The sequence below is a fragment of the Streptomyces sp. NRRL S-350 genome, from assembly GCF_000719705.1.
In the GTDB taxonomy this organism is placed as follows: domain Bacteria; phylum Actinomycetota; class Actinomycetes; order Streptomycetales; family Streptomycetaceae; genus Kitasatospora.
The window spans coordinates 1-255 of record NZ_JOHO01000229.1 but is presented as its reverse complement, the minus strand read 5'-3'; the positions used below and the strand labels follow the sequence as shown (position 1 = coordinate 255).

At 70.2% G+C, this 255-nt stretch carries 1 protein-coding gene; it reads right to left on the bottom strand.

The window, feature by feature from the left end; all coding sequences use genetic code 11:
- Nucleotides 1–255, bottom strand: a 255-nt coding sequence (locus tag IF30_RS0140675) for an electron transfer flavoprotein subunit beta (RefSeq protein ID WP_030248417.1), incomplete at both ends; no start/stop codon positions are given.

Below are 255 nucleotides of genomic sequence, written 5' to 3'. Positions count from 1 at the left end.
GAACCCGGTCCGCTCCAACGCCTTCGCCACGACCGCCGACGTCGCCATCACATCCGAACCGTGGATGTCCTCGTCGCTCACGTGCACGGCCCGGTCCGCACCCATCGACAACGCCTTGCGCAGCGCGTCCTTCGCGTCATCGGGCCCCACCGTCAACACCGTCACCTCGGCGCCCTCGTTCGCCTCCGCGATCCGCAGCGCCTGCTCCACACCGTACTCGTCCAGCTCCGACAGCAGGCCGTCCACGCCCTCCCG